The 26,346-nt window shown below is 42.9% G+C and carries 25 protein-coding genes; 16 read left to right on the top strand and 9 right to left on the bottom strand.

Going from position 1 to position 26,346, the window contains the following annotated elements; all coding sequences use genetic code 11:
• Nucleotides 1-159: 159 nt before the first annotated feature.
• From FNC98_RS08860 to FNC98_RS08850, 3 genes are all read right to left on the bottom strand, one after another.
• On the bottom strand, nucleotides 160-1,767 hold the full coding sequence (locus tag FNC98_RS08860; RefSeq protein WP_143580887.1) for a LysM peptidoglycan-binding domain-containing protein: 1,608 nt from the start codon (nucleotides 1,765-1,767) through the stop codon (nucleotides 160-162).
• An 88-nt stretch (nucleotides 1,768-1,855) separates the two neighbouring features.
• On the bottom strand, nucleotides 1,856-2,653 hold the full coding sequence (gene gloB / locus FNC98_RS08855) for a hydroxyacylglutathione hydrolase (RefSeq protein ID WP_143580886.1): 798 nt from the start codon (nucleotides 2,651-2,653) through the stop codon (nucleotides 1,856-1,858).
• An 82-nt stretch (nucleotides 2,654-2,735) separates the two neighbouring features.
• Nucleotides 2,736-3,500 carry a hypothetical protein gene (locus tag FNC98_RS08850; protein WP_143580885.1) on the bottom strand — a complete coding sequence of 255 codons (765 nt, stop codon included), beginning with the start codon at nucleotides 3,498-3,500 and terminating at the stop codon, nucleotides 2,736-2,738.
• A 207-nt stretch (nucleotides 3,501-3,707) separates the two neighbouring features.
• Here FNC98_RS08850 and FNC98_RS08845 point away from each other — a divergent pair, with 207 nt between their 5' ends.
• The 6 genes from FNC98_RS08845 to FNC98_RS08820 all read left to right on the top strand — a co-directional run bounded on the left by FNC98_RS08845 (nucleotide 3,708) and on the right by FNC98_RS08820 (nucleotide 8,221).
• The gene (locus tag FNC98_RS08845) at nucleotides 3,708-4,454 is read left to right on the top strand and encodes a class I SAM-dependent methyltransferase (protein WP_143580884.1); all 747 of its coding nucleotides are present in this window, start codon (nucleotides 3,708-3,710) and stop codon (nucleotides 4,452-4,454) included.
• Nucleotides 4,455-4,613: 159 nt separating this feature from the next.
• Nucleotides 4,614-6,152 (top strand): xylulokinase, encoded by a 1,539-nt coding sequence (locus FNC98_RS08840; protein WP_143580883.1) that lies wholly within the window; start codon nucleotides 4,614-4,616, stop codon nucleotides 6,150-6,152.
• Nucleotides 6,153-6,239: 87 nt separating this feature from the next.
• Entirely contained in the window at nucleotides 6,240-6,698 is a 459-nt protein-coding gene (locus FNC98_RS08835) for a YccF domain-containing protein (protein ID WP_143580882.1), read from the top strand.
• Between the two features lie 19 nt (nucleotides 6,699-6,717).
• Nucleotides 6,718-7,050, top strand: coding sequence for a hypothetical protein (locus FNC98_RS08830; RefSeq protein ID WP_143580881.1), 333 nt, complete (start codon nucleotides 6,718-6,720; stop codon nucleotides 7,048-7,050).
• Nucleotides 7,051-7,159: 109 nt separating this feature from the next.
• The gene (locus FNC98_RS08825; protein WP_143580880.1) at nucleotides 7,160-7,918 is read left to right on the top strand and encodes a Nif3-like dinuclear metal center hexameric protein; all 759 of its coding nucleotides are present in this window, start codon (nucleotides 7,160-7,162) and stop codon (nucleotides 7,916-7,918) included.
• A gap of 66 nt (nucleotides 7,919-7,984) precedes the next feature.
• On the top strand, nucleotides 7,985-8,221 hold the full coding sequence (locus tag FNC98_RS08820) for a hypothetical protein (protein WP_143580879.1): 237 nt from the start codon (nucleotides 7,985-7,987) through the stop codon (nucleotides 8,219-8,221).
• Nucleotides 8,222-8,247: 26 nt separating this feature from the next.
• On the opposite strand, the gene FNC98_RS08815 is transcribed toward FNC98_RS08820, so the two are convergent.
• Complete coding sequence (locus FNC98_RS08815; protein WP_143580878.1) at nucleotides 8,248-9,243, bottom strand: integron integrase; 996 nt, start codon at nucleotides 9,241-9,243, stop codon at nucleotides 8,248-8,250.
• A gap of 1,229 nt (nucleotides 9,244-10,472) precedes the next feature.
• Here FNC98_RS08815 and FNC98_RS08810 point away from each other — a divergent pair.
• The 9 genes from FNC98_RS08810 to FNC98_RS08770 all read left to right on the top strand — a co-directional run bounded on the left by FNC98_RS08810 (nucleotide 10,473) and on the right by FNC98_RS08770 (nucleotide 18,548).
• Nucleotides 10,473-10,718, top strand: a complete 246-nt coding sequence (locus tag FNC98_RS08810; protein ID WP_143580877.1) for a hypothetical protein — start codon at nucleotides 10,473-10,475, stop codon at nucleotides 10,716-10,718.
• Nucleotides 10,719-11,191: 473 nt separating this feature from the next.
• The gene (locus FNC98_RS08805; protein WP_143580876.1) at nucleotides 11,192-11,734 is read left to right on the top strand and encodes a methionyl-tRNA formyltransferase-like protein; all 543 of its coding nucleotides are present in this window, start codon (nucleotides 11,192-11,194) and stop codon (nucleotides 11,732-11,734) included.
• A gap of 102 nt (nucleotides 11,735-11,836) precedes the next feature.
• Complete coding sequence (locus FNC98_RS08800) at nucleotides 11,837-12,127, top strand: hypothetical protein (RefSeq protein WP_143580875.1); 291 nt, start codon at nucleotides 11,837-11,839, stop codon at nucleotides 12,125-12,127.
• Between the two features lie 1,260 nt (nucleotides 12,128-13,387).
• Complete coding sequence (locus FNC98_RS08795) at nucleotides 13,388-14,008, top strand: hypothetical protein (RefSeq protein WP_143580874.1); 621 nt, start codon at nucleotides 13,388-13,390, stop codon at nucleotides 14,006-14,008.
• Nucleotides 14,009-14,110: 102 nt separating this feature from the next.
• The gene (locus tag FNC98_RS08790) at nucleotides 14,111-14,521 is read left to right on the top strand and encodes a hypothetical protein (protein WP_143580873.1); all 411 of its coding nucleotides are present in this window, start codon (nucleotides 14,111-14,113) and stop codon (nucleotides 14,519-14,521) included.
• Between the two features lie 446 nt (nucleotides 14,522-14,967).
• A complete protein-coding gene (locus tag FNC98_RS08785) occupies nucleotides 14,968-15,594 on the top strand; it encodes a suppressor of fused domain protein (RefSeq protein ID WP_143580872.1) in 627 nt (208 codons plus the stop codon).
• A 110-nt stretch (nucleotides 15,595-15,704) separates the two neighbouring features.
• On the top strand, nucleotides 15,705-16,022 hold the full coding sequence (locus FNC98_RS08780; RefSeq protein WP_143580871.1) for an immunity protein Tsi6 family protein: 318 nt from the start codon (nucleotides 15,705-15,707) through the stop codon (nucleotides 16,020-16,022).
• Nucleotides 16,023-16,601: 579 nt separating this feature from the next.
• The gene (locus FNC98_RS08775; protein WP_143580870.1) at nucleotides 16,602-17,978 is read left to right on the top strand and encodes a serine hydrolase domain-containing protein; all 1,377 of its coding nucleotides are present in this window, start codon (nucleotides 16,602-16,604) and stop codon (nucleotides 17,976-17,978) included.
• Nucleotides 17,979-18,095: 117 nt separating this feature from the next.
• Nucleotides 18,096-18,548 carry a hypothetical protein gene (locus tag FNC98_RS08770; RefSeq protein WP_143580869.1) on the top strand — a complete coding sequence of 151 codons (453 nt, stop codon included), beginning with the start codon at nucleotides 18,096-18,098 and terminating at the stop codon, nucleotides 18,546-18,548.
• Nucleotides 18,549-19,399: 851 nt separating this feature from the next.
• Here FNC98_RS08770 and FNC98_RS08765 read toward each other — a convergent pair.
• Nucleotides 19,400-20,353, bottom strand: coding sequence for a class I SAM-dependent methyltransferase (locus tag FNC98_RS08765; RefSeq protein WP_143580868.1), 954 nt, complete (start codon nucleotides 20,351-20,353; stop codon nucleotides 19,400-19,402).
• Between the two features lie 164 nt (nucleotides 20,354-20,517).
• On the opposite strand from FNC98_RS08765, the gene FNC98_RS08760 reads away from it, so the two are divergent.
• A complete protein-coding gene (locus FNC98_RS08760; RefSeq protein ID WP_143580867.1) occupies nucleotides 20,518-20,718 on the top strand; it encodes a hypothetical protein in 201 nt (66 codons plus the stop codon).
• Here the strand turns inward: FNC98_RS08760 and FNC98_RS08755 are convergent.
• The 4 genes from FNC98_RS08755 to elyC all read right to left on the bottom strand — a co-directional run bounded on the left by FNC98_RS08755 (nucleotide 20,704) and on the right by elyC (nucleotide 26,207).
• Nucleotides 20,704-23,187, bottom strand: a complete 2,484-nt coding sequence (locus tag FNC98_RS08755) for an ABC transporter permease (RefSeq protein WP_143580866.1) — start codon at nucleotides 23,185-23,187, stop codon at nucleotides 20,704-20,706. The genes FNC98_RS08760 and FNC98_RS08755 overlap by 15 nt on opposite strands.
• A 23-nt stretch (nucleotides 23,188-23,210) precedes the next feature.
• Nucleotides 23,211-23,894 (bottom strand): ABC transporter ATP-binding protein, encoded by a 684-nt coding sequence (locus FNC98_RS08750; RefSeq protein WP_143580865.1) that lies wholly within the window; start codon nucleotides 23,892-23,894, stop codon nucleotides 23,211-23,213.
• Between the two features lie 54 nt (nucleotides 23,895-23,948).
• Nucleotides 23,949-25,202, bottom strand: coding sequence for an efflux RND transporter periplasmic adaptor subunit (locus tag FNC98_RS08745; RefSeq protein ID WP_143580864.1), 1,254 nt, complete (start codon nucleotides 25,200-25,202; stop codon nucleotides 23,949-23,951).
• Between the two features lie 249 nt (nucleotides 25,203-25,451).
• Nucleotides 25,452-26,207, bottom strand: coding sequence for an envelope biogenesis factor ElyC (elyC, locus tag FNC98_RS08740; RefSeq protein WP_143580863.1), 756 nt, complete (start codon nucleotides 26,205-26,207; stop codon nucleotides 25,452-25,454).
• Nucleotides 26,208-26,346: the final 139 nt, after the last annotated feature.

Raw genomic sequence — 26,346 nt, 5'->3', positions numbered from 1 at the left:
GAACTTAGATTCCGGAACGGAGTCCGGAATGACGTGTAGAGTAATTCGGAAGCTGGAATGACGTTTGCTGCAGTTCACAATCCACAGATTAACTCAACAACTATGAACCTTAGATCAAAAAAGCGGCTGGAAGCCGCTTTTTGGGGTGCTTGTTAAAACTTAGATCGAGGTGATGTTGACCGAAAGTTTTAGCATTTGGCCAGGCTGCAAGTAGTTATTACGGCTCAGATTATTCCACTTTTCAATGTCGGAAATCTTGACATTGAACTTGTTGGCAATGCGTGCCAGTGAATCGCCAGACTTAACCTTGTAGTTAATATTACGCATGGTGTTGCTGTTGCCAGCGCTAACAGAACTTGCCTGCGCCAACTTGGTGTAGATAGTTAGCTTTTGACCAAGGCGCAGGGTATCTTTTGGCCCAAACCCGTTCCATTTTGCAATATCTCTGCTGCTCACCTTATACAAACGGCCAATATCCCACAGGGTATCGCCTTTCTTAACGGTGTAGGTTAACTTGTTGCCAGAGCCTTTTTTACTCGCTTTAGCTACTGCTAGTTTCTCTAACGATTCATAACGATCAAGAGACTTTGTTGCGGTAGGGATCAACAGGTATTTACCAGCACGAATTCTGTTGCTGGATAGTTTGTTTACCTGCCTAATCACTTTAGTGGTCGTATTGTACTTGCTAGCGATTACGCTCAAGCTATCACCAGAGCGAATTTTGTATCGTTGCCAGGTAAGACGCTTTTCATCCGGTAACTCACTTAATTGAGATTTGAATGATTCAACTTTGTGGTTAGGTAACAATAGGTAGTGTGGACCATCAGGTGCTGTTGCCCAACGGTTAAAGCCAGGATTTAGTGCATGAAGCTCTTCAATCGTTAAGCCGGCCATATCTGCCGCTAAAAGAAGATCCAGCTGTGATCCAATCTCAACTTTACTGATCACCGGTTTGTTAGCGATTGGCTTAAAGGTGATATTGTACTTTTCCGGCTCTTTTAAAAGCGCAGTGAGGGCAAGAAGTTTAGGAACGTAGTCGCGAGTCTCTTTGGGAAGATCCAGGCTCCAGAAATCCGTAGGTAAACCTTTTTTCTTGTTACGTTTCATTGCCCGAGAAACGCGGCCCTGACCAGAGTTATATGCGGCTAGAGCCAATAACCAGTCACCATCAAAACGCTTGTTCAGATATTTCAGGTAATCGATGGCCGCTTGCGTAGAAGCCGCAACATCGCGTCGACCGTCATACCACCAGTCTAACTTCAGACCGAATTGTTTACCGGTTCCCGAAAGAAATTGCCACATGCCAGCGGCGCTGCCATGGGAATATGCGAATGGGTCGTACGCACTTTCAACGATAGGCAATAGTACCAACTCCAATGGCATATCGTTCTTTTCAAGCTCTTCAGTGATGTAATAAAGGAAAGGTTCGGCACGTTTACTGACGCGATCGAGATAGCTTTGATGACGGGCATACCAGTTTCTGTGGACGGCAACGGTACGGTTTTCTGGCACTTCAAAGGTTAACTGGTTTTGGATCCTAACCCAGATGTTGTCGCTGGCTAATATACTATTGTCGCCAAGCGGAATATCTACGTCGGCAACCGGGTGTACAACATCCGCGGTTTCATCGACGATAAGTGCCTGGTAAATGTCTAAATTGTCAGCAGCGTTCGGGTTATTAGCTAAATCCCTCTGAACAGACTGCTGCTCTGTCGTCTGACAAGCCGTAAGCAGAGTAAACGACAGTGGAAGTATTAGTTTTTTCATAACAGCTCTATTTGTTATTGAATGCGCAGAGGAAGACCCCTAATTTATAACGCGCATGATATCTTGTTATTAAGCAATAGAAAATAAATTAAAAGTTATCTTTTAGTAACCGAGTTGCGGCAAAGACTTCTACAGCAGTGGAATAGGTTTTGCCAGTAATGCTCTGTACCTGTTTTTTTACCTCATCGACATGACTACGTAAAAACGGATTTATCTGCGATTCAGTAGAAATACTGGTGGGGATAGTCGCAATATCCAAATTTCTGAGCTTTTGAACTTTTAATTCGTATTCAATTAGTTGACTGTTTTCAGGCTCAATAGTTCGCGCAAAATTTAAATTAGCCTGAGTATATTCGTGTGCACAGTATACCAAGGTCGACTCTGGTAACTGTTTCAGTTTGTTAAGACTGTGTAACATTTGTTCTGCGGTACCTTCAAACAGACGACCACAACCGCCAGAAAACAAGGTGTCACCACAGAATAGGGTGCCTTTATCTGCTCCATTGTAATAAGCGATATGGCCACGAGTATGGCCCGGCACATCGATAACAGAGAAGGATTGATCAAGATAGGGAAGTTCTACGACATCGCCCTGTTGTAGGTGATGATCAATACTTGCGATATCTTCTCCATCCGGACCATATACGATAACGTTCCAACCTTTGTCATTGGCGTATTCGAGGAGTTCCTGCACACCACCGGTATGATCGCGATGGTGATGGGTTATCAGGATGGTTGCCAGTTGTAGTTTGTTTTGTTCGATAAAGTCGATACAAACTCTGGCATCACCGGGGTCGACCAAAGCACATTTACTTTGGTCTGCCTGTTTGGCATGAATCGCCCAGATATAGTTATCGGAGAATGCGGGTATCGCAGAAACTTGCATAAAAAGCCCTCAGGCAGTCGACAGTGCAAGTCCTATTATAACGAGGCGATTGAGAAAGAAAACCGGTGTGATTCGCTAATGATTAAAAGGTGAACGCCAGGCCCAGAACCGGGCCATGAGTTACCGTGTCATAAGCAAAAAATCCCGGCTCTCCGGGTGTGCCGTCTTCGTAATCTACCCAGGTTGCTTTATATTTTACATCCAACGTTAGAAGCTCAGTCATTTTATACTGCATGCCGATTTTTACTGTCGATGTAAACTCTGAAGATAAATCTAAACCGCCTACATCGCCATAGAGTTCAAACGTCCAGTTTTCATTGAGATAAGAATACCATCGAAGGCCGACAACAAAATCTACCCAGTCTTCTTCAACAGACGCGGATAATCGTTGTTCGAGATTAGGTAAATCAACATCAATGTCTACATCGTTATCCCACCAGCGCACACCGGCGATGTAATCAATAGAGGCGTTTTGTAAGTCGTTTCTATAGAACACTAGCCCTTCTAAAACGCCTTGCCTTACCCCTGCATCCAACTCCTGGCCGTTCGCAAATGTTTTACTACCACCTTGGTCCATAAAACCATAATCCAAAGCAAAGCCTATATTTGAAGGGCTTATCGCTTCGAAGCGTATCATTCCAGCAGCTTCCAGGTTTTCCAGAATATCGCTAAAATCAACATCTATTTCAGCTTGTTCAATTCTGCCAGAACCAAAGTCTCCCTCAATGTTTGTTGCCATTAAATAAGGTTCAATCGAAAATTCCCAATCGTTCGCCTGGATTTGGGAGGATAACAATATGGAAGTGGTGATTATGCTGGCGCAGGTGAATTTGGCTTTGACATTCATAGCAAGTACCTCAGAAATACGACCGAAGGACAAACGAAATTTCGGACGCCTAAAGTATAGACGAGCAATCGCTATTATCTATTTGGTTGGCCACAAAGCTTAATCATTCCAGATAATTACTTAGTTACCGTGATTAAAACTTGGCGTTTATCGGCTATCCTCAGTATGCTAAGAACAAGTGAATTACCAATAACTTATCAAAATTGAATGAAACCTGCATTAGCCTTTAAAGATCCTCAAGTCCCGATTAAATGGGAAGATATGCCCAATGGCGTGCTTGTTGCGGATACGATTAGCGACTATATGCAGCCCTGGTGGCCAAGAATATTTGGTTACCACTTACTGAAATTGGGTAGTTTAAGTGCGCAACTAGATACGACCAAAGCGATGATCAATCATCAAGTGAATGTTTGTCATTCACACCCATTTGGTGATGTGCTAGCGGAAATCGATGATTTGCCGTTCCAGCTGCATAGTGTTGATGCTTGTGTTTTAGCGCACAGCTTAGAATTCGCGCTGGATCCACACCATATTCTTCGTGAAATCGATAGGGTCCTAATTCCCAACGGCCATTTGCTTATTAGTGGTTTTAACCCAATTTCTCTAGCGGGTTTAAATCGCTATATTCCGTTTCGCCGTCAGGCCGTGCCCTGGCAAGGACGTTTTTTCACGCCGATGCGTATTAAAGACTGGTTACACCTATTGGGCTATGAAATTCTTGCCGATGAGCGATTTTTGCATTCATCTTTGGTGAAGCCTCTCGATCAGAAAGGCTGGGCCGGCAGGCATTGGCAAAAGTTTGCCAGCAATTATCTCACCATGTTTGGCTCAGTGTTTCTGATTGTCGCCAAAAAACGCGTACACCCGTTAACACCGATTCGCCCTAAATGGCAATTGCGTCCAAACTTTCAACCCGTTAAAGTGACGTCCATGCAAGGCCATAGCCGTCAATAGTAATACCAATCACTCTAAGTTTTTGCGCAACTCAGAGTTAGGGCAGAGGTTCAGTAACAACATAGATTTCATTGATATAGCCATTCTATTTTACGGTGGTATAAGGCTTTATCCGGCGTATAAAATATAATAAAAATAACATGCTTTTGGAGTGCTCGTTTGCAACATTCTTCTGCTCAATCACATGTTGAACCATTATTTGCCAGTATCGACTTTGGTAGCCAATCAATTCGCAGCTACCTGTATGACCTGCAGGGAAACATGGTGTATCGCAGCCACATCGACATGGATATCACTGGCAGTAGTACCTATCAATGGCAAAGTGATCCAGCGCAATTAGCTGAGGTTGTGGCGTCGATGACTGACGATTTACTTAGTCAGACCATTGAGGGGGCGCTTCAAAAACATCAAATTAGTGCCGTTTCATTAACCTGCCTTCGCAATAGCTTTGTTTATCTGGATAAAAACAATAAACCTCTGTTGCCTGTACTTTATTGGTATCAGGGGAGAAGAGCGGAACAACTGCCGAAACTCCCCTGGTACTGGCGTGCCGCCTTTGCTGTGGTTGGCCAAACATCCACTATTAAAAAACTGCAACGGCAAGCTGCGGTTAACTGGGTGGCAGAGCACCATCCTCAGGCGCAATCGAATACCAAACACTTGTGTCAGCTATCGGGGTATTTACAGGCTAGCTTAACGGGTAACTATCGCGATAGTTGGGCCAATATGATCGCCCATTTACCATTTAACTTTAAACATCGAAGGTGGTTATGGCCGCTAGCCTGGCAGTGGAGCGCACTTAATCTTAAACCAAACTGGTTGCCAGAGTTATGCGATCCTGGGACTGAGCTGGGTCTGTACTCAACGCAAATTCATGGTAAAGAAGCAGACGTTAGTGTAATCGCCGGCGCGGCGGATAAAACCTGTGAATTGCTGGGGGCAGGTGTTATCGATGCCGACACCTTGTTTGTAAGCCTAGGTACGGCAATTACCATCAATTGCCTGGTCAGCAAATTTAAAGGTCCAAAACGTTTTTATCCGGCATATCCTTCATTTAGTAAAAACTACTATCTGGCAGAAGAGATGCTCGACTTTGGCTGTCGCGTGTTAAGAGAGTTTGTGGCCTGGAAACGGGAACATATGATTGACGATGTTGAGGTGAACGAGGACACCTTGTCAGAAGCGCATTTAGAAGAGTGGATTTGTCATCATCTGCTTGACGCAGAATCCGGTATTCAATTGTCTGCTCAGATTAGCGATATTTGTTCTCAGTTAACTATTGTTGAAACCTTTGATCTTAGTGCCTGTTGCGTCGCAGATATCTTTAATTGGCAACAGGACGAACCTTCGGTAAATCATCGTGACCCCGAGTCCATGGAACAGATTGCCAAAGAATATTTGCTTCTGTTGCATTGGTTAGCCATCCAGATTCAGGACGCCAAAGGGCGAATCGAGCGGCGACACAATAGAGAATTCAAAAGAATATTGGTTAGTGGTGGTGGTCAGCAATCCAACCTATTGCTAAAGCTCATTGCCGATATGTGTCAGTTACCAGTACAAAAAGCCAATCAGGTTCATACTGGCGGACGCGGTGCTGCCATCATAACGGCAGTGGCTAAAGGGCATTATACCGATTTCGAATCGGCTGTTTCCGCCATGTGTACAGCAGGAAAAGTTATTGAACCTAATACATTGTAACAATGCCTCGCTTGTCGATGTCACTGCTGCTTGGTATCCTGCTGTACTTCAAAAATAATACAGTAACAAGCGTATAAAGGATGTGATATGCGAACGATAGGTAACTTAATCTGGTTTATATTTGGCGGTGTGATGATGGGGCTGGCGTGGTGTTTTTTCGGCCTGCTGGCGTTTATCAGTATCGTTGGTATTCCCTGGGGTAGAGCCTGTTTTGTGATGGCTGGATTTTCGTTTTTCCCGTTTGGAAGAGAAGCGATTGGCCGCGATGAGCTTACCCTCAATGAAGATATCGGCACATCTGAATTTGGTGTGGTTGGTAATGTTATCTGGTTTATTTTTGCTGGACTCTGGCTTGCTTTAGGGCATTTTGTTTCGGCAATTTCCTGCTTCATTACCATTATCGGTATTCCATTTGCCATTCAGCACCTAAAACTAGCCGGAATTTCCATCGCTCCGATTGGTAAAACCGTGGTTTCTAAAGAGCTGGCCGCTGCTGCACGTCAAGCTGGGGCTCAAGTAGAGTTAGAAAATATTCGCGCTCGCTAAATAGGCGTCGACAATTATCATGCGTAAGAGTGATAAGAAAACCGATAATGCAATCCGTAAGGTGCTCACTGAAGCCTGCGATCAGGCTTTAGAGGAGTACCCGGGATTCAAGTGGTTAACGCATACCGTAAACTACGACCGGTTCCCTGAATCATTGGTAGTGATTTGCGTTTTTGAGACCAATGAGCAAATCACCCAGGTTGATATCGAAGAAATCCGCAACCTAATGCAACGTAAGTTATCCAGCATAGGTATTAACCTTAAAAAAGCCCACAAACAAGTGCGCATTGATAGTGAGGAAAGTTGTGAGCAGCAGAATAATGGCAACTGGAGTCAGCGGTTAAATCAATAGTATCAGCTATCACGCTCAAGTTTTCTTGCAACTTAGCGGTTCTTCCTTTTCATGGTATTATCCTTGCCATTCACGCATTAAATTTTCTATTTTTATCTGAGATTTGCACATGCAACGTCAACAATTTGAAAAGATTTTAACTGAGCTATTACAACCTGGTCGTATTAAGGATTTTTGTCCGAATGGCTTACAGGTTGAGGGCTCCGATACGATAAAGAAAGTAGTAACGGGGGTGACAGCAAGTTACGCGTTACTAGAAAAGGCCGTAGAAAAGGGCGCTGATGCAATTTTAGTGCACCATGGATACTTCTGGAAAAACGAAGCTTACCCAATCGTTGGTATGAAGCAAAAACGCATCAAGACGTTATTGGATAACAACATCAATTTGTTTGCGTATCACCTGCCATTAGATATCCATGAAACCTTAGGCAACAATGCCCAACTCGCCAAACTATTAGGTATCGAAGTTACCGGTCCTTTGGAGCTGGAAAACCCGTTAAGTGTAAGTTTGCGCGGTGAACTTAACGACGCCGTTGATGGTGAAAACTTTGCGTCGCGTATCCAGGAAACCCTGAATCGTGAGGTCTTGCATATTCCTGGTAGCAGCAATCGTCCAATTAAAACTGTCGCCTGGTGCACTGGCGGTGGCCAGGGCTATATCGATTTAGCCGCAGAGCAGGGCATCGATGCCTTTATTACCGGTGAAGCTAGCGAGCAGACTACCCATGTTGCCCGGGAAATGGATATTCATTTTTTTGCTGCAGGACACCATGCGACCGAGCGATATGGCATTAAAGCCGTAGGTGAGTATTTGGTGTCAGAACACGGACTCGATGTTGAGTTTATCGATATCGACAATCCGGTTTAAGGTCGAAATCAAAAAGACATAAAACACACCTAACTATATAAGAAACAAGTTCTCGAGGAGAGTTCTATGGCAGCTAAGCGATACCCATTACCAAAACGGTTAAGTGTCGGACTATCGACAAAAGCCTATGACAATCTTCGAGAACTTAATAGCCAATATCACTATTCAAACAATTACCTTCTAACCATTCTGCTGGAAAATCTCGATACCATTGTTGATTATGACGCGTTAGAACAAGTGATGGCTGAGTTTAAAAACGAGTATGGGGCGCCCGCTCCTGCGAAGATGAAGAAAGGAAATTAACGTTTTTAGCTTTGATCAAATTACATTCAGACATCGTTGTTGGTTATTTTTTGTATTAGTTGGTTCCTGTCAATGGGGCTTAATGTCCCTGACGAATGTTGACCTATGACATGGGTGTATATTTGCGTGGTTTTTAAGTCCGTATGTCCTAGTAGCTCCTGAACTGTTCTGATATCTGAACCACTGAGTAATAATTGGGTTGCAAAGCTATGGCGAAATGTATGGGCGGTGACATGTTTGTTAATTCCACTTTCTTTTACGGCTTTTCTTAACACTTTCGACAGTGCTGTCCAATGCAAATGGTGCCTGCAATAATAACCATCAGTCGGATGTTTGCAACGCGACGACGAAGGGAACAGGTATTGCCATTTTAATTCGGTGATCGCGTAAGGGTATTTCCGCGCTAACCCTGTGGGTAAACTGGTTTTTCCTTCTCCCTCGGCTACGTCTTTTTGGTGGATACGTTCAACAATTTTAATTTGTTCTTTCAGGTTCGGAATTAAAGACTGCGGCAGCATGGTTACTCTGTCTTTTTGCCCTTTTCCTCGAAAAATAAAGATAGAACGGTTTTCAAAGTCTATGTCTTTTACTCGTAATCTCAGTAATTCAGCCTTTCTCAAACCACAACCGTATAAAATAGAAAACATTAATTGATAGGGCGATTTCATTGCCAAAATCAAATCCATGGCTTCCTTATTCGATAAAACTACTGGCACTCGTTTTGGCGCCTTTGCCCGAACAGTGTCATCTAGCAAAACTAATTCACGATTTAAAACGTGTTTATACATAAATACGATAGCGCATAGCGCCAGGTTTTGAGTTGACGACGTCACCTTGCGCTCTACGGCCAGATGAGATAAAAATCGACTCACCTCTTCTTCACCCATATCCGCAGGATGGCGCTTTTGATTAAATAGGATGAACCGTCTGATCCAGGTTAAATACGTTTTTTCTGTTTGGATACTGTAGTGTTTGGTTCTTAGAACATGACGAATGTTCTCAAGAAAAGGGGATTTATTCATAATAGACTCACTATAACTGTATGTATATACAGTTATAGTTGTGGGAGATATTTTTGCCAAATTTTTCTTGGCGAATTACTGAGAACTCCAAGTAAATTTCCAAATAATACATCTAAGATGATACTAACCAATTGAAAAGTAAGTGTTTAGCCTTTTTAGGGGACGTATTTACTTAGCAGGCCTAGTAATTTCCATTAATCGTTGCAATGGATTCATGTAATCCTCTGTATTTAATATATTAATTGTAATATTTAGGAAGATTTACCGAGACCGCTTAGTAACAAGCTTTAATTGTGATGAGAATTTCTAATAACGATATGAGTTTGTTGGGGTTTTATTGAATGAAAAGTGATATTACTATGCCGGCTCAGTAATAGCTGGTGAAATTACTTGTTTTGGTTCTGCCTGTTGATTTAATTATTTGAATTAGGATGCTTTTCTGATAGCTTTAGGAGACATTCGTAGATGGGATTTACTAAGCCGTCTACATAATAAACTGTTAGGTGTATGAATTATCTAGTCCGCCAGAAAATCGAAATTACAGTGATTGCACTGATTAACTTAGTGGCATTTATACTATTTTTCATTAACAGTTCATCTTTGTTCACTGCAACATTGGCATTAGTATTAGGGTATTTTTCTTTCCAAGGCTCTGTGCTTTTGCTTGCTACATTTAGAGTAGATGATACTGAGGACTCTTACGGATCATATTTGGACTATATAGCGCCCATAGTAATTAGTTCGGCGTACATTTTAATGTTGTGGGCGTTGGTGTAAAAATACACCTAACAAGTTACTCAAAAGGACGCAAAACGCTTGGCTTGTGCTCCTTCGTCGCTAATTTTAGCCAAGCATTTATGCGCCCATTAGTAAGGCGTTATATTTCCAATCAGCGATCTTTCGAAGAAAATTAGGATAGTGGTATCGTCAGGGAATGGCGTAAGAAAGTAAGTAAATTCATTCAGCGTATCAATTCCCAGGCAGCGTAACTTTTCTTGCGCAAAATATCAGAGTAAAGTGGTAAAAATTAAGATAGTGTAAGTTTACTTTGCGCACCGAACGAGACAGCGCAAAACGAATAGAAGTTGGAAAAATAACAAGCCAATAAAGAACGGACGTATAACAGTTGGCTACGGTCGTTCCTCGAAACTATAGCCAACTATTCTCCGCCGCTTATTGGGGCGTTAGGTGTAAATGCAAGTCGGCACGTTGATTATTCGAGGGTGGTTATGAACGGAGAACTAAAGCTTTCGAGTGAAGCTACATATATCTTTAATACTTTTAAAGTGAGTGCCGAAGAAGCGAGTAAATTAGCATTAGAGTATAAGTCCTTAATAACTGCAAAAGGTGGTGTACCTAGCCAGTTTTCAACAACCGAATTCAATAAGCTCGTTACAAAAAAGCTTCAAGTGCGCTACGAATGGAAATGCGAACAAAAAAAGAAGAGTGGACAAAAGAGCAAAATGAAAAAGTAAAAGGTTATAATTCATACATAAGTACAGGTAAAAAAAGGCATTTCGTGTAAATTACACCTAACAAGTCACTTAAGCGGGACTAAAAACAGTTGGCTAGTCTCACTTCGTTCGCTATTTTAGCCAACTATTTATTAGCCCCTTAGTGGGGCGTTATATTTACCACCAGCGATTTATCGCAGATACCAGGAATGGTTGAAATGTCAGGGAATGGCGTAGGAACATAAGTAAATTCACTCCGCACATTAATTCCCAGCGAACGTATCTATTCAAGCGTATATATCCAGACATTGCGTATAGAAATCGGGATAGCGGAAGTCGCAAATAGTACATAGCATAGGGCAGCGTAAATTCCTAAAAAATGGAAATATAACAAGTGCCTTAAAATCGGACGTAAAACGCTTGGCTACGTTCGATAAACATTATAGCCAAGCATTTTCCGCCGTTTAGGCGGGCGTTATGCACATGGAGAGTAAATGAATATCGAGCAATTACTAAGCGATGCCACGAGTGCGATTGGAGAAAATTATTTCCAATTACCTATTGATGGCCGTGAAGATCCCATTTATCGGGAGCGAGTATATTGCTATGAGCTTTACCACCAGCTGCGATTAATATGGCCTGCTAATGAAGAGTATGAACTAAGCGGTGAAATTGATAAGTCCGGTCATCCTCTTATAAGAGGCAATGATCTTGATAATGTTAAGCCTGACCTACTTGTCCATGTTCCTGGTGATATGGATGGTAATCACACCATAATTGAAGTTAAACCAATAACAGCAGCTATAAATGGCATTGCTAAAGATCTAAGCACTCTCACAGCATTTAGAAGGCACGCAAATTACCAAAAAGGGATATATCTATTTTACGGATATGGAAATTTGAATCGCATAATTGAGCAAATACAAGAGCTACAATTTCGCGATAGAGAAGATAAGATAGATATAAATCTTATAGAAGTTTGGGTACATGAGAGAGTCGGAGAGCCTGCTGTTAGGGTGAATTTACAAGGTGCATAACAAGTGGCTGCAACCGACCGCAAAAACTGTCACTTGTTTTGCCAAAAAGCAGGCAAAACAACCGCCAGTTATTGCGGCGGCTGAGCCAGGCGTTAGGGATATATGAATAATAAGCTCAGTACTTCAGAAAAAGGGCTATATCGTCGAGTTGATGAAATCCTATTTTACCTTTGGGATCCTATAGGTGTTTGCGATATACCGATGGCTCGTGATGAGTACCAATCCTATTTACCGCAAGTTTTTAAATTGTTACTTAACAACTCGAAAGATCATGAGGTTTCAGCTTATTTAATTAAAGTAGAGTCAGGCTCAATGGGAATGTCCGCAAATAGTAAAAAGGCACTTGAAGTTGCTCGCTTACTCATTGAAACTAAAGAGGCTATGTTGGAGTAATATCCCTAACAAGTCGTTTAAAAAAGGACAAAAAACTGTTGGCTTTTACTCCTTCGTCGCTTAATTTAGCCAACAATTTTATTGCCTCTTAACGAGGCGTTATGCGTAAAGGAAAGTTTCGTTGAGCAACGAAGATTGGTATCGAAATAGAATGGAATGAAGAAATAGAAGAAGCGTTCTATCTCAAGCTGAAGCGTGCTCGTAGAAAGGAGCAATATTTAAGAATCCAAGCATCTATTTTATCTACAAAATATCCTGATATATCGCTCGCTCTTTTAGATAAATACTTTGAGTTAAAAGACGACTTTGATCATGCCCAAGCTTATTGTGATATGGCATCCGCATTTATATCCAAAAATATGGTAGAGGATGCGTTAAATTCATACGAAAAAGCGTTAAATAGAGAGCTTGAGTTTCCTAATTTAAAAACGGACGCATATATTCTATTTCCGCTGACAATTGTCAAAATAAACTCGTGCACTTGTATTCAAAAGCAGAAACGGTGTTAAACGCCAACCAAAGCAGGCTAATGTTCCCTATCGATTTTTTTCGTTGGCATGCAGCTTTAGCTATCATAAACGCAAATGATGGTAATGACGGCTCAGCATCTAAGCATGCCCAAATAGCCCTTGATTCGGCTCAAATAAAAAGTCTGGATTTACTTTTCATCAAAACTTAGGTTTAGTCGGTAAAGAGTATAAGGACATAGTTAAAGAATTGCGTGAAATTTACGCATAACAAGGTGCTCAAGGACGGACACAAAGTTTGGCTTGTGCTCGTACCTCGCTAATTTTAAGCCAAACTTTTTTGCCGCTTAGCACGGCGTTATATTTATGAGCAAGATCAACAATAAAATTCGAAAATATACTCTGATGTATGTATTAGCGTTAATTGCTTATGCTATCTCGCTTTTTACGCTCATGGGGCGTCTTGAACATGAAGGAATACAGTTTGCCACATTTCTAGTTGGAGGTTTCTTTACCATTCCAATTTATGTTGTCTTTTTGCATAAAACGACTAGCTTAAAATGCCCCAAATGTAGCAAACCAGTGTTAACTAAAACACCTTCATTTTTTGACTTTTTTTGCTTACGAAGGCTTATGAAAAGTGCTATTTTTGTAAAAGTAGGTTTGAATAATAAAAATATAACAAGTCATTAAAGCAGGACAAATTAAACTTGGTTTTTGTCACTGTGTTCCGGAATTTTAACCAAGTTAAATTTGCCTCTTAATGAGGCGTTATGCGTAAAGGAAAGTTTCGTTGAGCAACGAAGATTGGTATCGAAATATAGAATGGAATGAAGAAATAGAAGAAGCGTTCTATCTCAAGCTGAAGCGTGCTCGTAGAAAGGAGCAATATTTAAGAATCCAAGCATCTATTTTATCTACAAAATATCCTGATATATCGCTCGCTCTTTTAGATAAATACTTTGAGTTAAAAGACGACTTTGATCATGCCCAAGCTTATTGTGATATGGCATCCGCATTTATATCCAAAAATATGGTAGAGGATGCGTTAAATTCATACGAAAAAGCGTTAAATAGAGAGCTTGAGTTTCCTAATTTAAAAACGGACGCATATATTCTATTTCCGCTGACAATTGTCAAAAATAAACTCGTGCACTTGTATTCAAAAGCAGAAACGGTGTTAAACGCCAACCAAAGCAGGCTAATGTTCCCTATCGATTTTTTTCGTTGGCATGCAGCTTTAGCTATCATAAACGCAAATGATGGTAATGACGGCTCAGCATCTAAGCATGCCCAAATAGCCCTTGATTCGGCTCAAATAAAAAAGTCTGGATTTACTTTTCATCAAAACTTAGGTTTAGTCGGTAAAGAGTATAAGGACATAGTTAAAGAATTGCGTGAAATTTACGCATAACAAGGTGCTCAAGGACGGACACAAAAGTTTGGCTTGTGCTCGTACCTCGCTAATTTTAAGCCAAACTTTTTTGCCGCTTAGCACGGCGTTAGGCCTCATCGAATGAAATACACGATTATTTACTTAGCCTTATTACTATGTGGCTGTTCGGATCTATCAAAAGAGGAACAAGATCTTGTCGGGTATTGGGAGTGGAACCTTGAAACAGATGGATTTTCTGAGTCCGGGTTTATTGATTTGCGTCCAGACCGTACATTTGCATATAGAATCAAATCAACAAACCCAACTGAATCACTAATTGATAGTAAACCAGATTATAAACCTTCATTGTGGCGGGTAAACCAAAATTCCATTTGCACTGCTACCCATTGGTCTGAGGGCAACTTATTTACTAAACCAACAGTCCATGAGGAAAACTGTTTTTGGAGTGTCATTAAATCAGAATCCGGTGAAATTCGGCTAACAATTGATGGTGGTTTTATTCAACAAGAAATTAAACTTCAAAAAAAGTAGCATAGTGAATTCGCGGTTGTTTCAAAATATGCCTAACAAGTTGGTCAAGTACACTCTGGGCCTTCGGCCCTACGCGGGACGCGCTAAAGCGCGCCCCTTACCAAAGCGTTAGGAAGACTGATCTTCCGTGTAAAAATTTAAGGGAAGCGGTAACATCAGGGAAGGGTGTCTTTTCAGATAATAATCAATCCAGCACATCAACTCCCAGGCAGCGTATTGTTTCCATAAGTAAATAAATCGAGCGTATGAAAATAGAGAACGTATATCTTTTCTCAGCGCAAGTTTATGAGTAAAGTGTTAGCAAAGAGAAAGTAGCAGTCGACAATGGCGCTGGCTTTCCTAACAAGTGCCTTAAAATCGGACGTAAAACGCTTGGCTACGTTCGATAAACATTATAGCCAAGCATTTTCCGCCGTTTAGGCGGGCGTTATAACTAAAGGAAGATTATGAGTCTGCTGGAAGATTCGTGGGAACAAAGAGAAGAACAAGTATATCCAGAATTATTTGGCGGTACTGGTGAAGGTATTTACCCGTTAGATGCCTCTCTATTCAAAAATCAATTTGGCATCGACAGCATTGATCCTAGATGGTTACATTTTGGTGTTTTCAAATGTGCTCCAACGAGTGACAGAAAAACTTGGGTTTATGTCACCTCTGGCATGTCTAATACATGGGAATCAGATGACCCGCAAGAGTATTCAGGTTTCGGAACTGAGTTTATTCTCGAAACAAATGAGGAAAGTGATTGGGCTATAAATGCGTTACGTAGTTTAGTAGCTTTCAATATTCTTGTGTCCGTTGGTCATTACGGTGATAAACCTCTAGTTGACTATGGAGACCGTATTCCAATGAAAATTGAGCCGAATATTTCAAGCTTAATGGTTGTAATGCCAAATCAATTCCCTGAATCATTCGACTTAACATCTGGAAAAGTCGATATACTGCAAATTACAGGTATTACAGCTCAAGAATTGGATTACGCAAAAGAGAATAGCTCAGAGGAATTAGCAAATAAGCTATTCGAATCTCAGGGTTCATTTACTTTAAAACCTGATAGGTTAAGTGTAATTTAGTTATAACAAGTTGCTTAAACGGACAAAAAACAGTTGGCTTTTGCTCGTTCCTCGCTAATTTTAGCCAACAATTTTTTGCGCGCTTAGCAAGGCGTTATGTGTAAATGAGAATGGATCAGAATCAGATAAAGTTAGATGTTTGTATGAAGGCGTTGCAGGCAACGGAAGCAAAACTCAAGAGCCGTAATGCTCTGTGTGGAATGTACGAGTCTGTAAAGAATCAACTGGTTTTTCTAATTGACTATTTTGATGGCAACCATACCGATTTAAATCGTTTCAAAGAGCTGAGTTTAGGTACTATTGCAGTTCGTGAAGTAGAAGATTCAGATCCAGAGTATGCTCACTTATTAAAATGTGCTTATTACGTCGCGTACCAAACAATGAACCGCAAAAGGCTTTCAGCAGAGTTCATCAATGAAAACACATAACAAAGTTATCAACCACCGCCAGCACGCTGGCTGGACCTCCGTTGCGTCGCTTGTTTTGCGGTTTTACGCTACGCTACCACAAAACAACCAACGCAACTCCGGCCGGTTATAACGGCGTTGGTATAGGGAAGTTCGGTGGGGTATTTAGTTTTAGGTGTTTTTCTTTTCGTTCATTTCTACATATCTTTTTTGGTATGCGGTTACTTTTCAAAATCATACGAACAAAAGCTTAATCGTGTTTCTAAAACCATTATCACTTTACTTACGGGGCCGCTAACTTTCATTCTTATGATGTTAGTTATATTTATAACTCCATTGAGAAATACCGACGCTGGTTTAATGGATGGTGGGCTGTTTTTAATATTTATCATATTTACGCCTTTGTTCCCTATCGTCAGTTTTGGTTTAGTTAAATTGGCTCATCGATTTAGGTTCTGCGTAAAATACGTATAACAAGCCAATTAAGTGCGGGACTGCTACAGCTTGGCTCAGTTCCGCTTCGCTACACAAGTTTAGCCAGGCATTATCAGCCCCTTAACAGGGCGTTGGGCGGACAGAATAGTTCCAAGGGAGATTCTCATGCGAATTGCCAGGTTGATAGTCTTGATTGGGTGGGTGTCCACTTTCTTCATCGGCGTCACTGGAGCCACACAAACCGAGCAATCGGATGCTGTATCTGATCTGACGTCTGAAATAGACCGTGCTGTGGCTCCGTACGTTGCCGCTGGAGATTTCATGGGCGTAGTTGCCGTTCAGCGCAGCGAAGAGCCCCCTCTGATCCTCTCCTACGGACTTGCCAGTATCGAGCTGGGGGTTCCACACCGGCCAGCAGGAAGATTCTTGATCGGTTCCATATCGAAGCAGTTCACTGCCGTGGCAATCCTGCTTCTTGAGCAGGAAGGCAGACTGAAAACGAGCGACTTGATCAAACTGTACCTCCCTGACTTCAAGCCGGGCGAGCCTATTACGATCGAGCAACTACTGACTCATACATCGGGAGTCGCTGATGTCTATTCACTGAAGCGATTCGGCGAGACTGGAGGGAAAGGTGGATCCTTTTCCGACGTTATCCAAGATCTCGGGGAAATGCCTCTGACACATCCGCCTGGCTCGACCTATGCCTACAGCAATGGCGGCTATTCCCTGCTAGCAGCCATCATCGAACACGTCTCAGGGATGACCTATGGCGACTATCTGGCAGACAGGATCTTCAAGCCACTGGGCATGGCCAGCACGTCTGACGACCGACAGGTTCCGGCCGTGAGAAATCGGGTTCCGGGTTACGATCCGTGGGGTCGACACGATCTGGTCCGTACGGTACCTATGGCCGAAGCGTACAGCAAGGGCTCGGGGTCATTGTGGTCCTCAGCGGCCGATCTGCTAACCTGGAATAACGCCCTGCATGGCGGACGGTTGCTGAGCGGAGCGTCATACGCAAAGCTCATGCATGACTATGGGCACGCGTATGGGTATGGCGTAAGTGTGTTCAAGAGATTTTCACGAGATGTCATCAGTCACGACGGTCGCGTCTCGGGATATGCCAGCGACACTGCCAGATATCTGAATGAACAGACGACTGTCGTGATTTTGAGCAACGTCCAGTCTGTCGCGCGCGACGACATCCGTCGAGCCGTGGCCGCCATCGTTTTCGACGAGTTGCCCCCGAAGCCGGAAGTTCGTATCTTTGCCGAACGACCGCTAGATCCGTTGGTCGACTTTGTGGGGGAATACTCATTCGGCCCTGGATTCAAGGTAACAATTCTGGAATCGAACGGGCGTCTGCTGGCGCGTGCAAACCAAGGCGCTGACTCTGAACTCGTACCGATGTCCGACGGAACATGGTTTTCGCGCATGCTCTATGCGACGGTCCGATTCGAGCGCGGCGACAGAGGGCGAGTGAACATGTTGGTCTGGGGTCGAGGAGATCAAGCACCGATCGGGACACGAATTCGGTGAGTGACGTGACTGCAGTCGTGGTTTCACCAGGATTCGATAGCCCCAACAAGCCGATGCAGCGGACTGGACTTCGACCGGCGGCTGATCGACACAACGTTGGCTCCACAAGGAATAATCGTGAATCATTCTGCATTAGATAAATGGTTTGTTGAAATAAATGATGAGGAAGAGGAATTTCCATCTATTGTTGAAGTTTTAGAGTTTCTAAAAAGTGTTGAGAATCTAGAAACTTGTAAGATTTGGGTCGGAAAAGATGGTGGCAAAAGACCTTGGTGGCATAGATTATTCGGTTTACAAAAACGATTTGTCGATAGCTTGTTCGCTCTTGAATGGTACAATCAAATTGCAAATCTAATTTTCCATGATGAAAACTGGAGTGAATACCGGGCTATCGATCAAGATAATCCGATATCTGCTAATGAACATGATAGATTAAAAGTGGCACAAGGTGAGAAAATCGCGCCATCAAATGAAGAATGTATTAGTAAACATCGAGCGCTAACTGCAGTCAGGGAATATTTAATCACCAATGAGCGTCCAGATTGGTTAGTTTACAACTTTGTCGAGTAATGGCCTAACAATCAGTTGTAAGAGAAGCACACTTTTTACCCGCAAAAGCGGGCGGGCTTTGGACTCGCTTACGCTCGCCCTTAAACAAAAACGTTGGTATAAGGAAGTTTGCTGGGAAATTTAGTTTTAGGAGTCTTTCTTTCGGGCAGGGAAGCGACATTAACGGAAACGGTAAAGCATTATAAAATCTGTTACCACTTCCGCATCCTTCTCCTCGAAACAACATCTGGAAAAAGAAAAACCCCTGGTTTGAACAGGAAGTAGTTCCTGAAATGCAACGGCTTTTAAGTATGTATTTTAACAAGCCGAAAGTTAGCGATAGTGCACTTTAAACTTGCTATTGCCAATGAACTAGCGAAAATACAATAATGTGGCTGAGATAGGATTCATACCAACTACTTGGACAGTGAACTTTGTTGTTGTCGATAGGGAAAATACGTTGAAAAAATCAGGAAAAGCTAGGGCTATTATATATTTTTGTACGTTTTTACTCCCCATTTTATTCGCTTCAAATTGTCAGGGATGGGATGCTGCTGACATGAGTGTTGAGAGTTGTATAATCGAAACTCAATTTTTCATGGATGCTGCTAATTTCATTATATCTATAGTGTTTATAAGCTCCTTTATGGGGTTTATACCTATCTTGATATACATTTTTGTGATTGTTTTATCTGTTGAGATGTCTATTTTTATCGCGAAAATAATATCTGGCAAGCCACTCATAAACACATAAGGTGTACAACAGTATGTGTACTAGCTCAGACCTGATCTGACAGGTTACCCTATGCCCCTATTCAAAGAACGATGTCCGGGGCACCTAGGTTCCAATGAACGAGTTCCCGCTATGCCTATCAACTTACTTTCTTAAACTTAACGATCCAGGCGAGAAGATTGTTTTTATCGCCGATAAGTTCTTCGATACTGTGCAAAACCAGACCAGCTTGTTTTGCCTGAGCTTCTAACAGTTCCAGATTCTTACTATTGAGTGCTGCTTTCTTTAAGTCCGCAAGGCGTTGCAAATGCGCCCGGGCTTCAATTTTGAACTCTTCAATTTTCGCAAGCTTAGTCTTTGCTGGCAATCCGCTACCTTTTTGAAAAAGTCCAGATATCAAATCCTGTACATTGGTGTCGAAATAGCTGGTTTTATCTTCTGCCTCAAGGCTGCGGATTTTCTGATTTAACTTGTTTCGCAACTTTTCACTTTTATCGTCGTGAAGCGGGGCGCCGTCACCTAGTTGTTTTACCAGTTTGGTGATGATTGATAGCAAGCCAGAATTACTGAGGATCTTATTTAACAATTGAATGGTTTTATTGTTACGTTGCAAAATTACCGATTCGGCATGGTGGGTTACTAGTACAACCTCACCATCCACCTTGCATACCCTGGATATTTGCTCGATGGTTTTTGCCTGATTACTGTATTCAAACCCGTATTGAGACGTAACACAGTCAAAGCTTTGGTCGGCAAAAGGGAGCTTGGTGGAACAAACACCGGGCAGGATATTAAAGGCGTCTTTGGTGTAATCCGGTAAGTCCTGCAACTTAGATTCAATTAACGATACATCAACGGAGGCCAAATCGGTTCCAGTGAAAGTATGTTCTAATTGCAAATCGTGTGAAATATTGATGCCTATCAGAGGCAAAGAGGCATTGCCGGTGGCAATGTCGAGCACGTTTGACTTCTTTGGCAGTGACGAAAACGTCGAGTGCCAGAAATCTAAAAAGGCTCCTTCATAATTGTCTGAAAATGCGTTACCGAATGATGTAACAAAACCGCACTTCCAATATGCATCCCAATGCTGCATAACTACTCCATGCAAATGTTTAACATTTAAATTACAGCTACTACGATATGAAAATAAAAATGGTTTGGCAATCGTTTAAATAAGATTCGACATGTTTACAGTTGAGTGTTTTTTGCTCACTGATAAGCCCTCTGCGGCTGCAATCGTTGCAAAATGGTACTTTGATGAGTGGTGCAAGGGTACTGGCAGATATTGGCTTGAAGATGGATAAAACCAGGTTACTTATGCGATTAGCTGTGAATCAGTATCATTTGGCGCTGAACTTGTTAATGATGATTTGCTTCGAGCAGACCTCTGGAAAAAGTGGAACAGAGCCAGTAAATGACATCTGTCCCGCAGGTTACCTATTGTTATTCGTATCGTAGTGCCTTGATAGGGTTGGCACGGGCAACACGAATGGAGTTGCTGGCAACGGTTATCCAGGCAATACACAGAGCGAATAGGGCAGCGACCGCACACATAGCGATGATCAAGCTGGTATCGATACGATATACGAAGGCTTCCAACCAATCGCTCATAAAGTAGAAAGCTACTGGCCAGGCAATTAAGCTTGCGATCATGACTGGCTTACTAAATTGCCACATCAACATCTTCACAATATCGAATACACCAGCGCCCATTACTTTGCGGACCCCAATTTCTTTGGTACGTCGATCTGCGGTAAAGCTTGCCAGACCAAACAATCCTAATGATGCAACCAAAATGGCTAATGCAGAGAAGGTGGCGAACATGGTTGCTTCACCTTGTTCTGCCTGATAAAGCTCAGCGATATCATCTTCGACAAAGCTATGGGCGAATGGAATTCCAGGGATCTCCTGACGCCATAGGTTTTCAACATCGGTTTTTAGTTGCTCTGGCGAACCATTAAAGCGCACGCTGATGCTGTTGACGAAATCCAACCCAAGTGGGTATACCTCAGGGCGTATGGTCGAATGCAAACTGCTGAAATGGATATCTTCGACAACACCGATAATGGTCAGGTTAACGTAAAGCTCTTCACCCGGATCGCCACGGCCAGTAATCAGAGTTTTACCCAGGGCACTTTCAGCGTCTGCAAAACCAAAGCGACGTAGTGCAGATTCATTGATAACAATGCTGCCCGGGTGGGTTGCACCTTCGCGCAGTTCTTCGGTTGATGGTCCAACGTCGTTGCGATTTTTATCATAGGCTCGACCGGCAACCAGGTTAATCTCGTAGGTTTTGAAAAAGTTATAACCGACACTGCGTTGACCCATAATCAATGCATCTTCTTCGGCCATTTCCGGCGTGCGCATGGATGTATTGTTTTCATTGGCATTGCCCGGCGTTTCGCTAGAGAAGGTTACGCTGGTAACTTGCGGGTGCTTCTCAATCTCCTGTAACAATACGTCACGCTTGTTTCCTGCTTCTTCACGATTGATACGGTGAATTACCATCATATTTTCTTTATTAAAACCAGCATCCATTTCCATCGCATACTGCATCTGGCTATATACCACACTGGTGGAAATAAACAGGCCGATAGAAACCGCAAACTGAAAGATAACTAGTGCAGCACGAAGCTTTAAGGATGCACCAGTTTCTGCCGATTTGTTGGCTTTAAGCACAGTGGCAGGGCGAAAGCCCGATAGGATAAACGCTGGATACAGTCCGCTTAATACACCAACACTAACCGCTAAGCCAAGTAAGGTCGCTATGGTGTTAATGTCATAATTTACAACAAGTTCCTGATTCAGTGTTTCGTTATAAAACGGTAGCGCAAGCTCAACCATGGCAAATGCCAATAGCACAGAAATCAATGTCATCAATACTGATTCGCCCAAAAACTGAGTGATCAGGTTGCCGCGTGTTGCACCCAATACTTTTCGCAAGGATACTTCTTTAGCACGTTTGGCTGCATGTGCAGTCGAAAGGTTCATGAAGTTAATACAGGCAATAAGCAAGATTAAAACCGCAATCGCCGAGAAGGTAATTACCGTCGTTTTGCTGCCTTGTGGACGCATTTCGCCAAATCCAATGGCATTCAGGTGGAGATCCTGAATGTTCATTGCCGACAGTTTGATAAAGTCTGAAGCTTTAGCGTCATCACCACCAATTGGCATCTGTGGGAAGTTGCGGTTAGCAAAGTCATCTAGCTGCGAGTTAATGAGCGCAAGATCCGTTGCTTGCTTAGTTTTAAAATAAAGCTGCGAATTAACCGAGAACCAGGCGTTGAACATGTAATTCTGGCTTTCCCACGCAGTTTCATCGATTAGGATCATCGCGGGTAATTCTATTTGGCTGTTTCTCGGGCTATCAGCGATCACAGCGCCAACCTTGAAATCTTTTTTGTAGAAGTTGAAATCCAGCGCCAATACCTGACCTAACGGGTCACTATCTCCAAAGTATTTTTTGGCGACGGTTTCGCTAAGTACAATTGATGAGTTGTCACTTAAGGACTGCTCTAAATCGCCGGCGATAACGTCAATGTCGAAGATATCGGTAAAGTCGCCATCCACCATTTTAATGGGTTCAACAAATACCTGGCCATTGTGTTTAATGGTTGGTCCCCAGCCTGCAATTCGCGAAGCAGCTTCGATCTGCGGGAAGTCCTTTTTCAGGGCGTGAATCAATGGCCCAGGTGAGGATACCGCATGCATAGGATCCCGGCCTGGAATGGCAAAGGTAATGTGAGAACGATGAATGGTCTCGGCATTTGCCCAGAAACTATCGTAGCTGGTTTCGTGCTTTACAAACATCAGGATCAGTGCACATGCGGCTAAGCCAATGGCCAGGCCGACAATGTTAATCATTGAAAACAGCTTGTTTTTAAGCAGGTTACGCCAGCCTGTTTGAAAGTAATTTGCTAATAACATAGGGTTTCTTCCTTAAAACTGACTTAGGATACGGCGCGCAAATCTTGCACAACGACTTCGCCATCAAATAAATTAATGACGCGATCGGCGTATTCGGCGTGTTCCGGAGAGTGGGTAACCATAATTATCGTGGTGCCTTCTTTGTTGAGTTGCTGCAGCATCTCCATCACTTCACGACCATGTTCACTATCAAGGTTACCGGTTGGCTCATCCGCAAGGATTAGCCCTTGTTTGCCGACTACCGCACGGGCAACCGCGACACGTTGCTGTTGACCACCCGAAAGCTGGCTTGGCATATGTTTGGCACGATGGGAAATACCGACTTTCTCCAGTACTTCGGCGACGCGGCGCTTACGTTCACTTTTTGAAATGCTGTGATAGAGCAGGGCAAGCTCAACGTTTTCTGCCACGTTTAGCTCATCAATCAGGTTAAAGCTTTGGAAGATAAAGCCAATATTTTGCTTACGAATCACCGCAAGCTGGCTTTCGGAGTAACCGGCAACGTCTTCAGAGTTGAAGTAGTAGTGTCCTTCCGAGGGGCTGTCTAACATGCCAAGAGTATTCAGCAGGGTAGACTTACCACAACCGGATGGTCCCATGATGGCAACAAACTCACCTTGTTTGATCTCGAATGAGATGCTGTTTAACGCCGTGGTTTCTACTTCTTCCGTGGTAAATCTCTTACTTAGGTTTTTAAGTGCTAACATTTCTCGTGCTTCCTCTTATAAATTTTTATCTTATTAATATTCAATCGATTAGATTTATGATTTCAGGTTTAGTCGGTCCATATCGATGAAACTGGCATAGGGTGACGTGATAACTTTTTCATTCACTTCCAGGCCGTCCAATATTTCGATAAAGCGGTTATTTCTTCTTCCTAAGCGAACGTTGCGACGAATCGCACTGCTACCATCTTCGCTAACGACAAATACCCAGTGTCCGCCGCTGTCTTGATAAAAAGCGCCGTTCGGGATCAAGGCAACTTCTGCCGGATCGCCCAGGGTTAATTTGGTTTGTAGTGTCTGGCCACGGCGTATGCCTTTAGGTTGTTGCTCTGCAAACACTAGATCGATGCGGAATTGGCCGTTATTCACCTGCGGATAGATTTTAGAAACGCGAAGGGTATAGTCATTACGATTGCGGGTAATGGTCGCTTGCTGGCCTAGATCAATGCGCTCCAGGTAGAACTCATCGATGGACGCCTGCAATTTAAAGCTGCTGGGATCGTCAATCTGACCGATGCGTTCGCCACGTTCTATGGATTGGCCAATCTCAATATCAAACCCGGACAACTTACCAGCTACAGGTGCTGTCATGTTCAGGTTGTCCATGTTCTTGCGGGCAAACTTGAGGCTATCGTTTAAGCGATTGCCGGTTTCCTGCAAAAACGCCAACTGCTGTTCCTGCAATCGCGTATCGGTTTTCTGACTCTCAAGCGTTACAACTTTACGTTGCCGATAATATTCGAGCAGATCTTCATTCTCTTTCAGGGCGCTATCGGAAATACTGCCTTGTTGATAAACCACGCGCTCTCTTTCAACCTGACGAGTCAGGCGTTTGATCTGATAATCGATTTCAATGAGATTGCGTTTGTGGCTCAGTTTGTTCTGCTCTAATGAAAGCTCGATGCTACGCATGTTGTTTAGCTGCTCAGTTACCGCCGCTTCATTGCGCATAACATCCAGTTGCAGCTGCGTATTGCTTAACTTAACAATTGGCTGACCAGGTTCTACGATGGTGCCATCTTCAATCAACACCTGTTCAACTCGGCCACCTTCAATCGCATCAAGGTAAACGGTGCGAAGCGGGGTGACTTTGCTTCGAACCGGAATGTAGTCTTCGAAAGTACCGTTCTTGACGGTAGATATGGTGAGATTTTGCGGGCTTACCGCCAGAGCTTTGCCATCTTGTTGTGCGGAGTAAAGGCGACCAACGATAGTGACAGCGGCAATCGCCAGGATCACTAATGCAGCGTTCTTCCAAGGAAAGGTTTTACGTTCTATTTTTCTATCCATGTTGCAATCTATTTCATAAATTATTGGAAGCCAGTGAGCAAAATACTCACTAGCGCGAATTACATGAGTTAGATAGCACCATGCGTGCCAGTTTTTAAAAGCCTTATTTAATAGGGGTTGTGGAGGTTTGTGGTGTTATTACAGTTTTATAATAAATGTAAATATTGTGATATTTGCTAACAATTAGTGATTTTTGCTAATAGTGCTCGTTTGCTATTCAATGTGGTTTTAGATGTCAGCTTTCAGCACTTAACTGCGGAGCCATTGCCATATTCTGCCTAACGTCTCATGCCAGGCGCGTTCGGTTTTAGAAATGTTCGCGGCATCCGGAATAAAGTTAAACCAGACACTGGTGCCTTCTGGGTCTTTAACCAGAAAGCCTGTGGGAGCCGGGATAGGATCAAGACCTTCAGCGATGAAATACTGGATGGCGCGAGGCATATGGTTGGCATTGGTTACCAATACGAATTTACTGTCTTTCACGATGGGAGCTACCATCATGGCTTCGTCGGCGGTATCCCGGGGTTTAGATACGGTAATTATCTGATCTGGTGTTAAACCAAGCTCTACAGCGGCCTGTTTGAGTTTAGTGGCATTAGAGACATTATCGTAAGGATTAAAACCGGTTGTGATTAATTTTGCCTGGGGTTGCTCTCGAAGAATGCGCATACCTTCCGTCAATCGTTGTAAGGCGCAGTTTTTTAATTCCTGTGAAGGATTAAGGCGGGCATCAGACGTATGGCCGCAGCCAAGTACGACGACGTATTCGACTTCACCATACTGATTATGAAAAACCGGAAATTCCTGTTCATACTGGACAATCAATTTATCGGCGATAGGCATAAATGAAATGATGGCTAACAACAAGGTACCTGCAACAATGAAGCCTTTCGCCAGCTTAGGCTTTCGATTAAATAGAATGATCCCCAGAGCGAGCAAGATGATAACGATGGGCAGGGGCATTAATAAACTGCCAATGATTTTTTTTAATATGAAGAAATCCATAACATTCCATTCCAAAATACCAACGAAGGGTTGCCATACGGCATTGTCATTTGCGCACTAATGACTCACTAAACTATATGTAATAGCTGGGATTTTTGCCATTTAATCGCAAGGAGATTGGGTTTTGTCATCGATTAGA

This window comes from Thalassotalea sp. PS06, assembly GCF_007197775.1.
In the GTDB taxonomy this organism is placed as follows: Bacteria; Pseudomonadota; Gammaproteobacteria; order Enterobacterales; family Alteromonadaceae; genus Thalassotalea_A.
Note: the sequence above shows the minus strand (reverse complement) of the source record. Positions and strands in the feature narration are given on the sequence as shown.

Coding starts and splice junctions, on each gene's coding strand:
- FNC98_RS08860 (WP_143580887.1), bottom strand. CDS start 1,767: ATGAAAAAACTAATACTTCCACTGTCGTTTACTCTGCTTACGGCTTGT.
- gloB (WP_143580886.1), bottom strand. CDS start 2,653: ATGCAAGTTTCTGCGATACCCGCATTCTCCGATAACTATATCTGGGCG.
- FNC98_RS08850 (WP_143580885.1), bottom strand. CDS start 3,500: ATGAATGTCAAAGCCAAATTCACCTGCGCCAGCATAATCACCACTTCC.
- FNC98_RS08845 (WP_143580884.1), top strand. CDS start 3,708: ATGAAACCTGCATTAGCCTTTAAAGATCCTCAAGTCCCGATTAAATGG.
- FNC98_RS08835 (WP_143580882.1), top strand. CDS start 6,240: ATGCGAACGATAGGTAACTTAATCTGGTTTATATTTGGCGGTGTGATG.
- FNC98_RS08830 (WP_143580881.1), top strand. CDS start 6,718: ATGCGTAAGAGTGATAAGAAAACCGATAATGCAATCCGTAAGGTGCTC.
- FNC98_RS08825 (WP_143580880.1), top strand. CDS start 7,160: ATGCAACGTCAACAATTTGAAAAGATTTTAACTGAGCTATTACAACCT.
- FNC98_RS08820 (WP_143580879.1), top strand. CDS start 7,985: ATGGCAGCTAAGCGATACCCATTACCAAAACGGTTAAGTGTCGGACTA.
- FNC98_RS08815 (WP_143580878.1), bottom strand. CDS start 9,243: ATGAATAAATCCCCTTTTCTTGAGAACATTCGTCATGTTCTAAGAACC.
- FNC98_RS08810 (WP_143580877.1), top strand. CDS start 10,473: ATGAACGGAGAACTAAAGCTTTCGAGTGAAGCTACATATATCTTTAAT.
- FNC98_RS08805 (WP_143580876.1), top strand. CDS start 11,192: ATGAATATCGAGCAATTACTAAGCGATGCCACGAGTGCGATTGGAGAA.
- FNC98_RS08800 (WP_143580875.1), top strand. CDS start 11,837: ATGAATAATAAGCTCAGTACTTCAGAAAAAGGGCTATATCGTCGAGTT.
- FNC98_RS08790 (WP_143580873.1), top strand. CDS start 14,111: ATGAAATACACGATTATTTACTTAGCCTTATTACTATGTGGCTGTTCG.
- FNC98_RS08785 (WP_143580872.1), top strand. CDS start 14,968: ATGAGTCTGCTGGAAGATTCGTGGGAACAAAGAGAAGAACAAGTATAT.
- FNC98_RS08780 (WP_143580871.1), top strand. CDS start 15,705: ATGGATCAGAATCAGATAAAGTTAGATGTTTGTATGAAGGCGTTGCAG.
- FNC98_RS08775 (WP_143580870.1), top strand. CDS start 16,602: ATGCGAATTGCCAGGTTGATAGTCTTGATTGGGTGGGTGTCCACTTTC.
- FNC98_RS08765 (WP_143580868.1), bottom strand. CDS start 20,353: ATGCAGCATTGGGATGCATATTGGAAGTGCGGTTTTGTTACATCATTC.
- FNC98_RS08760 (WP_143580867.1), top strand. CDS start 20,518: ATGAGTGGTGCAAGGGTACTGGCAGATATTGGCTTGAAGATGGATAAA.
- FNC98_RS08755 (WP_143580866.1), bottom strand. CDS start 23,187: ATGTTATTAGCAAATTACTTTCAAACAGGCTGGCGTAACCTGCTTAAA.
- FNC98_RS08750 (WP_143580865.1), bottom strand. CDS start 23,894: ATGTTAGCACTTAAAAACCTAAGTAAGAGATTTACCACGGAAGAAGTA.
- FNC98_RS08745 (WP_143580864.1), bottom strand. CDS start 25,202: ATGGATAGAAAAATAGAACGTAAAACCTTTCCTTGGAAGAACGCTGCA.
- elyC (WP_143580863.1), bottom strand. CDS start 26,207: ATGGATTTCTTCATATTAAAAAAAATCATTGGCAGTTTATTAATGCCC.